The 8,199-nt window shown below is 73.2% G+C and carries 8 protein-coding genes; 5 read left to right on the forward strand and 3 right to left on the reverse strand.

Annotated features, from left to right (window positions below; all coding sequences use genetic code 11):
• Nucleotides 1-123 precede the first annotated feature (123 nt).
• Nucleotides 124-894, forward strand: coding sequence for a class I SAM-dependent methyltransferase (locus tag ACH4N1_RS07550; protein ID WP_398095204.1), 771 nt, complete (start codon nucleotides 124-126; stop codon nucleotides 892-894).
• On the opposite strand, the gene ACH4N1_RS07555 is transcribed toward ACH4N1_RS07550, so the two are convergent.
• Nucleotides 858-2,024, reverse strand: coding sequence for a SulP family inorganic anion transporter (locus tag ACH4N1_RS07555; protein ID WP_398095206.1), 1,167 nt, complete (start codon nucleotides 2,022-2,024; stop codon nucleotides 858-860). The genes ACH4N1_RS07550 and ACH4N1_RS07555 overlap by 37 nt on opposite strands.
• A gap of 245 nt (nucleotides 2,025-2,269) precedes the next feature.
• On the opposite strand from ACH4N1_RS07555, the gene ACH4N1_RS07560 reads away from it, so the two are divergent.
• The 3 genes from ACH4N1_RS07560 (at nucleotide 2,270) to proC (ending at nucleotide 4,975) form a co-directional block, all read left to right on the forward strand.
• The gene (locus ACH4N1_RS07560; protein ID WP_398095208.1) at nucleotides 2,270-3,103 is read left to right on the forward strand and encodes an ABC transporter ATP-binding protein; all 834 of its coding nucleotides are present in this window, start codon (nucleotides 2,270-2,272) and stop codon (nucleotides 3,101-3,103) included.
• Entirely contained in the window at nucleotides 3,100-3,891 is a 792-nt protein-coding gene (locus ACH4N1_RS07565) for an ABC transporter permease (protein WP_398095210.1), read from the forward strand. The genes ACH4N1_RS07560 and ACH4N1_RS07565 overlap by 4 nt, the downstream gene beginning before the upstream one ends.
• A gap of 271 nt (nucleotides 3,892-4,162) precedes the next feature.
• Nucleotides 4,163-4,975, forward strand: coding sequence for a pyrroline-5-carboxylate reductase (proC, locus tag ACH4N1_RS07570; RefSeq protein ID WP_382785929.1), 813 nt, complete (start codon nucleotides 4,163-4,165; stop codon nucleotides 4,973-4,975).
• 31 nt (nucleotides 4,976-5,006) lie between these two features.
• Here proC and ACH4N1_RS07575 read toward each other — a convergent pair whose 3' ends face one another.
• Nucleotides 5,007-5,591: a cysteine hydrolase family protein gene (locus ACH4N1_RS07575; protein WP_398095212.1), complete on the reverse strand. Its 585-nt coding sequence runs from the start codon at nucleotides 5,589-5,591 to the stop codon at nucleotides 5,007-5,009.
• Nucleotides 5,592-5,666: 75 nt separating this feature from the next.
• On the opposite strand from ACH4N1_RS07575, the gene ACH4N1_RS07580 reads away from it, so the two are divergent.
• Nucleotides 5,667-6,692, forward strand: a complete 1,026-nt coding sequence (locus ACH4N1_RS07580; RefSeq protein ID WP_398095214.1) for a GlxA family transcriptional regulator — start codon at nucleotides 5,667-5,669, stop codon at nucleotides 6,690-6,692.
• Here ACH4N1_RS07580 and trpS read toward each other — a convergent pair.
• Nucleotides 6,632-7,657: a tryptophan--tRNA ligase gene (trpS, locus tag ACH4N1_RS07585; RefSeq protein ID WP_398095215.1), complete on the reverse strand. Its 1,026-nt coding sequence runs from the start codon at nucleotides 7,655-7,657 to the stop codon at nucleotides 6,632-6,634. The genes ACH4N1_RS07580 and trpS overlap by 61 nt on opposite strands.
• Nucleotides 7,658-8,199 lie beyond the last annotated feature (542 nt).

Here is an 8,199-nt window from a genome sequence, read left to right on the forward strand (position 1 = left end):
ACAGCCGCACCTGCACAGCGGCACCGCACCTCCACAGCGGCACCGGCCGCCCGCCCCCACAGCAGCCCCCGGCGCACCCGGCCCTCTGGCATCCCTCCACCCTCTCCCGCCACCATGGCCCTCATGACCCCCGCCTCCAGCACACCCAGGGCCCTCTCCTTCGACGCCGCCGCGGCCCAGTACGCCGCCAACCGCCCCTCCTACCCGGCGGCCCTCTTCGACGCGATCGAGGAGGCGGCGGGCCGCCCGCTGTCCGGTGCGCGGGTCGCCGATGTCGGCGCCGGCACCGGGATCGGGACCGCCCTCCTGCACGCCCGCGGCGCCCGGGTCGTGGCCGTCGAACCGGGGGACGGCATGGCGGAGCAGTTCCGCCGGGACCTCCCCGACGTGCCGATCGTCCGCGGCGACGGCAACCACCTCCCCCTCGCCACCGCCTCCCTCGACCTCCTCACCTACGCCCAGTCCTGGCACTGGACCGACCCGGACCGCGCGATCCCGGAGGCCCTGCGCGTCCTGCGCCCCGGCGGCGCCCTCGCCCTCTGGTGGAACGCCGCCGCGCTCGACGTGCCGTGGATCGACGCGCAGACGGCCCGCGTCGAGCGCCACTTCGGTCTCGACCGGACCGCGGGCGGCAACGGTGACGGCACGCACGACGCCCTCGCCGCCTCCGCGGGCCGCCTCGACTTCGCGCACCGCCGTGTCCGCTGGAGCCGTCGCGTCCCCGTCGACACGCACCTGGCGAACATCGGCAGCCACTCGCTGTTCCTGGTGCACGGGCGGGAGAGCACCGACGCCTTCCTCGACGGGGAGCGCCGACACCTCCTGGCCGTCTTCCCCGACGGCCTGGTCGAGGAGACCTACGACGTCGGACTGCTGCTCGCGATCCGCCCCTGACCCCGCGACATCCGCCTCTCGCGGGCGGCGGCCCACCCCTCCAGGGCCGCCGCGCACGCGTGATCCACATGCCGCAGCCCGGCCGGCTCCAGCCGTACCTCCCGGTCCCGGTGCTGGGCGTCCAGCGCGTGCAGGGCGTCCAGCAGCTTCGGCAGCCGCAGGAACGTCGCATGCCCCACCAGCCGTACGACGATCCCCTCGTCACCCCGGTCCTCGGTCTCCACGTGCACCTGGCTGACCTCCCAGGCCGTCTTCGCCACGGCCAGCGCCAGCCCGGCCAGCACCCCCTCGAACAGGTTCCCCACGACCACCACGACCGCCGTCACGCCCAGCACCGCCACCTCACCGCGATGCCCACGCCACCACGCCCGCACCTCCCGGACGGGAACGAGGCCGCAACCGACGTACAGGAGCAGGGCGGCCACCGCCGCGGTCGGCACCACCCCCGCCACCCCGAGCGCCGCGAGCGCTCCGGCCACGACGGCCGCCACCGCCGGCGGCCCCACGCGACGCGGTACCCGCGCGCACGACCACCGCGCCGACGCGACCAGCACGAGCGCCACGACGGCCCCGGTCACCCCCGCCTCCGCGAGCCGTGCGCACTCCGCCACGTCCGGCAGCCCTGTGGCACCTCCCGGTCCTCGTACCTCGACGCGCCGCACCTTCAGGTCGAACGCCCAGGTCACGGCCGCCGCCGACACCACGGCGACCAGCGGCGCCGGAACCAGCCGCGCACCCCGCCGCCACCGCCGCCACAGCAACGACAGGACCAGCGTGGCGGCCCCCACCGACAACGCCACCGGATCCACCCGTTCGGGCAGGCCCGTCGGCCCCGGAACCCTCCCGAACCCGCTCACCGGCACCGCCGAGTCCCCGAGGGCGTACGCCTGCCCGGCGACCAGGACGAACCCGATCCCGGCGAGCATCCCCCGTACGACCGCCACCGGCACGATCCGGAACCACCTTCCCCGCCGCACCAGCGAGGCGGCCAGTGCGCCGCCCAGGCCGGTGACCGGCGCCGACTCGGCGGGGACTCCGCAGATCAGGGCGACGCCCACGCACACGGGCAGCGCGACGAGGAGGACGACGGGGAAAGGCTGCAGTTCGGTTTCACGGACACCACGGCGCATGACGACGGCACCTCCGGTCGGGAACGGGAGATGCGTGGGCGCCGTGCCGGGGGAGGACACGGCGAACTGAATCCCATTTTCATGAAATCGGCCGACCGTGCGCCGGGAACCGCCGATCGCCACACGAACGGGGAAGCGCGCGAACGGAGCGGCCTCACCTCGCGCGCGCCGCCGTGCGCCCGTCCCGCGCACACGCACCCCGGGCCGCTTGACGGCCGCCGCCCCGCGGAGAGATTATTCATCACATGATGAATTATGAGGCCCGCATCCCCGAACCCCCCGACGGCACGGGGCCGGGCGACCCCGCCCCGACCGCCCCCGCCGCCGTCCGCGCCCGTGCCCTCACCGTCGTCCGAGGCCCCCGCACGGTCCTGCGCACCCTCGACTTCGCGGTCCCGCACGGCCGGATCACCGGCCTCCTCGGCCCCTCGGGATGCGGCAAGTCGACGCTCATGCGGGCGATCGTCGGCACCCAGGCCAAGGTCACCGGCACCCTGGACGTGCTCGGCCACCCGGCCGGCCACCCCGCCCTGCGCACCCTCATCGGCTACGTCACCCAGGCACCGTCCGTCTACGACGACCTGTCGGTCCGTCAGAACCTCGACTACTTCGCGGCCGTCCTCGACCCCGGCCGCGCGGCGGCCGACCGCCGCCACCACAACGTCACCCGCGCGATCGCCGACGTCGACCTGACCAGCCACACCGACGCCCTCGCCGGCAACCTCTCCGGAGGCCAGCGCAGCCGCGTCTCCCTGGCCGTGGCCCTCCTCGGCGCCCCCGAACTCCTCGTCCTGGACGAACCGACGGTCGGCCTCGACCCGGTCCTCCGCCGCGACCTGTGGAACCTCTTCCACGACATCGCCGCCTCCCGCGGCACCACCCTCCTCGTCTCCTCCCACGTCATGGACGAGGCCGAGCGCTGCCACCGCCTGATCCTCATGCGCGAGGGCGAGATCCTCGCCGACGGCACCCCCGACGAACTGCGCGCCCGCACCGGCTCGGACACGGTCGAGGCGGCCTTCCTGCACCTGGTCGACGAGGCGGCCGGAGCGACCCGCAAGAAGGAGGAGACCCGATGACCACGAACACCGGACCGGCGCCCACCGCCCCCGCCACTCCCACGGCCCCCCTCAACCTCTCCCGCACCACCGCCACCGCCGCCCGCGTCCTGCGCCAGCTGCGCCACGACCCCCGCTCGATCGCCCTGATGATCGTCGTCCCGTGCCTGATGCTGGTCCTGCTCCGCTACGTCTTCGACGGCAGCCCCCGCACCTTCGACAGCATCGGCGGATCCCTCCTCGGGATCTTCCCCCTGATCACGATGTTCCTGGTCACGTCCATCGCCACCCTGCGCGAGCGCACCTCGGGCACACTCGAACGCCTCCTCGCCCTCCCCCTCGGCAAGGGCGACCTGATCGCCGGATACGCCCTGGCCTTCGGCGCCCTCGCGATCGTCCAGTCCGCCCTCGCCACCGGCCTGGCGCTCTGGTTCCTCGACCTGGACGTGACGGGCAGTCCCTGGCTGCTCCTCCTCGTGGCCCTGCTCGACGCCCTCCTCGGCACCGCCCTCGGCCTCTTCGTCTCGGCCTTCGCCGCCTCCGAGTTCCAGGCGGTCCAGTTCATGCCGGCGGTGATCTTCCCCCAGCTCCTGCTCTGCGGCCTCTTCGCCGCCCGCGACACCATGCACCCCGTCCTGGAGGCCATCTCCGACGTCCTCCCCATGTCCTACGCGGTCGACGGCATGAACGAGGTCCTCACCCACACGGACATGACGGCGAACTTCGTCCGCGACGTCCTCGTCGTGGCGGGCTGCGCCCTGCTGGTCCTCGGCCTGGGAGCGGCGACACTGCGCCGCAGGACGACATGACGGACCCCTGCCGGCCCGCCCGGGCCCGCCCCCGCCGGGAGGACCTCACGGACGAGGCGCGAAGACGCCGACAGGGGCGCGGGGCGCGGCCCGGGGGAAGCCGGCGGCGGCGCGGCGACGCGACGGCGCGGCCCGAAGAACGGAGCGGGACGGGCGGGGAAGGGGCGGCGGGGACGGCCCGCACCGCCCACCCACCGGGCAGCTCTCACCCGCGCACCGTCCCTGGTGCGAGGATGACCCCGGACGACGCACCCCCCCGGAGGACCCCGCCATGTCCCAGAAAGTCGCAGTCCTAGGCACCGGCAAGATCGGCGAAGCCCTTCTCAGCGGCATGCTCCGAGGCGGCTGGCCCCCCGCCGACCTCCTCGTCACCGCCCGCCGCGCGGACCGCGCCGAGGAACTCCGCGCCCGCTACGGCGTCACCCCGGTCACCAACGCCGAAGCCGCCAAGACCGCCGACACCCTCATCCTCACGGTCAAGCCGCAGGACATGGGCGCCCTCCTCGACGAGCTGGCCCCGCACGTCCCCGCCGACCGCCTCGTCATCAGCGGAGCCGCCGGCATCACGACCGCCTCCATCGAGGAGCGCCTCACCGCCGGTGTCCCCGTCGTCCGCGTCATGACGAACACGCCCGCCCTCGTCGACGAGGCCATGTCCGTCATCTCCGCCGGCAGCCACGCCAGCGCCGACCACCTCGCCCACGCCGAGGAGATCTTCGGCTCCGTGGGCAAGACGCTCCGCGTCCCCGAGTCGCAGCAGGACGCCTGCACGGCCCTCTCCGGCTCCGGTCCGGCGTACTTCTTCTACCTGGTCGAAGCGATGACGGACGCCGGCATCCTGCTCGGCCTGCCCCGCGACAAGGCCCACGACCTCATCGTCCAGTCCGCGATCGGCGCCGCGACGATGCTCCGCGACAGCGGCGAACACCCGGTCAAGCTCCGCGAGAACGTCACCTCCCCGGCCGGCACCACCATCAGCGCCATCCGCGAACTCGAGAACCACGGCGTACGCGCCGCCCTCATCGCCGCCCTGGAGGCCGCCCGCGACCGCAGCCGCGAACTGGCCGCCGGCACCAAGGGCTGACGGCACGCGCGCACCGCCCCACCGGGGGCGGTCACTTCGCCGCGTCCACCACCTCCCCGGTGGTGACGACCCGCGCGAAGCCGCCCCCGTGCAGCGACACCGCCGACGCCCGCGCCACCTCGTCCGCGCTCAGCCGCCAGCCGAACGGCCCCTCCAGGTCGAACGTGTAGGTGGCGTCGTGGGCGACCACGACGTCGTACCCCAGGTTCCCGCCCATCCGCGCGGTCGTCTCCACGCACATGTTGGTCTGGATCCCGGCCAGCACCACCTGCGCGACGCCCCGCGCCCTCAGCCAGGCGTCCAGATCCGGCGTCCCGTAGAAGGCCGAGTTCACGGTCTTCGTGACGCACAGCTCGGCACCGGAACCCTTGCCCCTCCTCTCCTCCACGTACGTCTTGAAGCCGTTCCCCCCGTACCCCGGCCGCAACGGTGACTCCGGCTCGACCGAGTCGTGCCGCACGAACACGACCGGCCGTCCCGTGGCCTGCCACACGTCGATGAGCGTGGCGACGTTGTCGTCGGCACCGGGATTGTTCCGAGGCCCCCAGAACCCGGCCTCCTCGAAGCCCTTCTGCACGTCCACGACCACCAGTGCCGCGTTCTCAGCGATGTCCATGCCCCCGATCCTGCCGCCGCGACGCCGCCCGTCCCAGAGGGCGAAAAGCCGGCGATCGATGGTTTACTGCCATGCATGGAGCAGGGCGACGCACCCAGGGAACGACGCAACGCCTACCGGGTGGCCCTCGTCGCCTTTCCCGGTGTCCGCGCCTTCGACGTCTCCGTCATCACCGAGGTCTGGGGCACCGACCGCACCGACCGCGACGCCCCCGCCTTCGACCTGCGCCGCGTCGCCCCCGAAACCGCCACGCCCGTCCCCATGCGCGGCGGACTCAGCCTCCTCCCCGACCGCACCCTCTCCTGGCTGCCGCGCGCCGACCTGATCCTCGTCCCCGGCCTCGACGACCACGTCACCCCCGCACCACCACCCGTCCTCCAGGCCCTCCGCCGCGCCCACGCCCGCGGCACCACCATCGCCGCCCTCTGCGGCGGAGCCTTCACCCTCGCCCAGGCCGGCCTCCTCGACGGCCGCCGCGCGATCACCCACTGGAACCTGGTCGACCTGCTGCGCGCCCGTCACCCCGAGGTCACCGTCGTCCCCGACGCCCTCTTCATCGAGGACGACAACATCTGGACCGCCGCCGGCACCGCGGCCGGCATCGACCTCTGTCTCCACCTGGTCCGCCGGTCCCACGGTGCGGAAGCGGCCGCCACCATCGCCCGCTCGATGGTCACCGCCCCCTTCCGCACCGGCACCCAGGCCCAGTTCATCGAACACGCCACCCCCCACACCGACCGCGACGCCGACGCCCTCGCCGCCGTCCGCGAACACGCGCTCCGCCACCTCCACGAACCGCTCACGGTCGCCGACCTGGCGGCTCGCGCCGGCATGTCCCCGCGCACCTTCGCCCGCCACTTCACGGCGGCCACCGGCACCACCCCGCTCCGCTGGCTCCTCGACCAGCGCCTCGCCGCCGCCCAGAAGCTCCTCGAACGCACCGACCTCCCCATGCCCGAGGTCGCCCGCCGCGCGGGCTTCGGCAGCGAGGTCACGATGCGCCAGCACTTCGCATCGCGCCTCGCCACCAGCCCACGCGCCTACCGCGCCGCGTTCAGTGCCGGCTCCGCCACCGCGGGCAGCAGCCCGATCGCCCGGTAGGCGGCGTCCACGACCGGCCGGGCCATCGCCCGCGCCCTCTCCGCGCCGTCCCGCAGCACTCCCTCCACGAACACCGGGTCGGCGCACAACTCCTGGTGCCTGGCCCGCACCGGTCGCAGCACCTCCACCACCGCGTCGGCGGTGTCCTTCTTCAAAGCGCCGTACGACGCGTACACGTCCGCCAGGGCCCGCGGGTTCCCGCCCGTGCACGCCGCGAGGATCTCCAGCAGGTTCGCGACGCCGGGCCGCTCCTCCCGGTCGTACACGACCTCCCGCCCGCTGTCGGTCACGGCCCGCATGACCTTCTTCCGTACGACGTCCGGCTCGTCCAGCAGGTAGACGATGCCGGGACCCGAGTCGTCGCTCTTGCCCATCTTCGACGTCGGTTCCTGGAGGTTCATGACCCGTGCCCCCACCGGCGGATGCGTGGCCCTGGGCACCACGAACGCCTGTCCGTACCGCTGGTTGAACCGCGACGCCAGATCCCGGGTCAGCTCCACGTGCTGGGCCTGGTCGTCCCCGACCGGCACCTCGTCCGTCCCGTACGCCAGGATGTCCGCCGCCATCAGCACCGGATAGGTGAGCAGCGACAGCCGCACACTCCCGCCCCGCTCACGCTCCCGCGCGGCCTTCTCCTTGTACTGGATCATCCGCCGCATCTCGCCGTCGGTCGCCACGCACTCCAGCACGTACGACAACCGCGCGTGTTCGTCGACGTGGCTCTGCACGAAGAGGGTGCACAACCGCGGATCGAGCCCGGCCGCGAGCAGCAGCGTCGCGGCCTGCCGGCTCAGCCGACGCACCCGCGCGGGGTCGTGGTCCACGGTGAGGGCGTGCAGGTCGACCACGCAGAACAGCGCGTCCGCCCGATGCTGATCGACCTCGGCCCACTGCCGCATGGCCCCCAGGTAGTTCCCCAGCGTCAGATGCCCGGTCGGCTTGACCCCGCTGAAGACCCGCTTCATCTCTCCACCTCCTGGTCGAGGCCGCCGCACCCGGCCGGCCGGCCCCCAGGAGGGAGAAACAGAAACGGCCGCCGAGGCGGCGGCCGTTGAGTGCACACGTCAGTCCGGCCGCCGTCAGGCGGCCCACCACAGCTGGGTGCTGCACGTATGCGTGGTCATGCGGCCCAGCGTACGCCTCCGGGTGCCTCTGGGGCCTGGGTTGACACACCCCGGGCGGATACGTAGTGTTCTCCGAGTTGTTCGACGTGAGCGCCGACTCCGGTCGGTCCCCGGACAGCCATTCCGCAAGTACCAACCACTCCTCGACGAGCAGTCGATTCGGCTGTCGTCGTGTCATTGGCGTGCGTATTCGCGAAATGAGGAATCCGTGTTCGAAAGGACGCGGCCCCGATTGGCTTCGGGGCCGGGGAATCCGCTAAAGTCTCACTCGTCGGAACGGCCCAAGGGCCGGGAAGGCAACCCCCTCTGACGGGGAATCGGGACCGAAAGGATCTGATAGAGTCGGAACCGCCGGAAAGGAAACCGCGAAACATAAGCGGGGG

This window comes from Streptomyces sp. NPDC017202 (assembly GCF_044331705.1).
Classification (GTDB): Bacteria; Actinomycetota; Actinomycetes; order Streptomycetales; family Streptomycetaceae; genus Streptomyces.

What these genes read in the sequence shown, in the direction of transcription:
- ACH4N1_RS07550 (WP_398095204.1), top strand. Translation starts at nt 124, where the DNA reads ATGACCCCCGCCTCCAGCACACCCAGGGCCCTCTCCTTCGACGCCGCC.
- ACH4N1_RS07555 (WP_398095206.1), bottom strand. Translation starts at nt 2,024, where the DNA reads ATGCGCCGTGGTGTCCGTGAAACCGAACTGCAGCCTTTCCCCGTCGTC.
- ACH4N1_RS07560 (WP_398095208.1), top strand. Translation starts at nt 2,270, where the DNA reads ATGATGAATTATGAGGCCCGCATCCCCGAACCCCCCGACGGCACGGGG.
- ACH4N1_RS07565 (WP_398095210.1), top strand. Translation starts at nt 3,100, where the DNA reads ATGACCACGAACACCGGACCGGCGCCCACCGCCCCCGCCACTCCCACG.
- proC (WP_382785929.1), top strand. Translation starts at nt 4,163, where the DNA reads ATGTCCCAGAAAGTCGCAGTCCTAGGCACCGGCAAGATCGGCGAAGCC.
- ACH4N1_RS07575 (WP_398095212.1), bottom strand. Translation starts at nt 5,591, where the DNA reads ATGGACATCGCTGAGAACGCGGCACTGGTGGTCGTGGACGTGCAGAAG.
- ACH4N1_RS07580 (WP_398095214.1), top strand. Translation starts at nt 5,667, where the DNA reads ATGGAGCAGGGCGACGCACCCAGGGAACGACGCAACGCCTACCGGGTG.
- trpS (WP_398095215.1), bottom strand. Translation starts at nt 7,657, where the DNA reads ATGAAGCGGGTCTTCAGCGGGGTCAAGCCGACCGGGCATCTGACGCTG.